Annotated in this window: 2 pseudogenes; both read right to left on the bottom strand. The window is 66.0% G+C overall.

The annotated features are described in order from the left end of the window. Positions 1 to 76 (bottom strand): annotated as a pseudogene (locus P3H15_RS54240) (gas vesicle protein); the annotation flags it as partial. Beyond that, positions 73 to 776: pseudogene (locus P3H15_RS54235) on the bottom strand (cyclase); the annotation flags it as partial. The pseudogenes P3H15_RS54240 and P3H15_RS54235, both read right to left, overlap by 4 nt.

Below are 776 nucleotides of genomic sequence, written 5' to 3'. Positions count from 1 at the left end.
TCACGAGGCCCTTGTCGAGGATGGTGTCGATGACGTCGGCGAGACTACTCGAGCTGGGTCCACCTGCCGTGGTCATGCGCGTGCTCCTCTCCGCCGCCGCGGTGTCGCCTTCTTCGCGGGAGTCTTCTTAGCAGCGGCCCTCTTGACGGGGGCCTTCTGTGCAGCGGCCTTCTTCGCGGGGGCCTTCTTCGCGGCAGTCTTCTTCGCGGGGGTCTTCTTCGCTGCGGCCCTTTTCGCGGGGGTCTTCTGTGCAGCGGCCTTCTGGGGACGACGCCGGCGCGGCTCGGGCTCCTCCTCAGGCTCTTCCTCCTCGGCCTCGTCCTCGGCGGTGTCCTCCTCGGGTTCTTCGTCCTCGGACTCGCCCGACTCCTCCTCAGGTTCCTCGTCCGGTTCTTCCTCCTCGTATTCGCCGGACTCGTCTTCCGGCTCTTCCTCCTCGTATTCGCCGGACTCGTCTTCCAGTTCCTCGTCCGGCTCTTCCTCCGGCTCCTCGTCCTCGTATTCGCCGGACTCGTCTTCCGGCTCTTCCTCCTCGTACTCGCCGGACTCGTCGTCCTGGTCCTGCGGCTCTTCGTCGTCGGCCGGTTCCGCGTTGTCGTCCTCGGACTCCTCGGGTTCGACGACCTTGCCGTCCCGGATTTCCCCGCGCCACCCCACTACCTCGTCAGGATGGAGAACGGACTGGGTCATGACGTGGCGCCCGAAGTGCTTCAACTCCAAACGCGCTCGCCGACCCTGTGCCCGCCACAGGTTTCCCGTCCTCTCGAACAAGCCCT

Source organism: Rhodococcus sp. T2V (assembly GCF_029269925.1).
In the GTDB taxonomy this organism is placed as follows: domain Bacteria; phylum Actinomycetota; class Actinomycetes; order Mycobacteriales; family Mycobacteriaceae; genus Rhodococcus_F; species Rhodococcus_F koreensis.
Note: the sequence above shows the minus strand (reverse complement) of the source record. Positions and strands in the feature narration are given on the sequence as shown.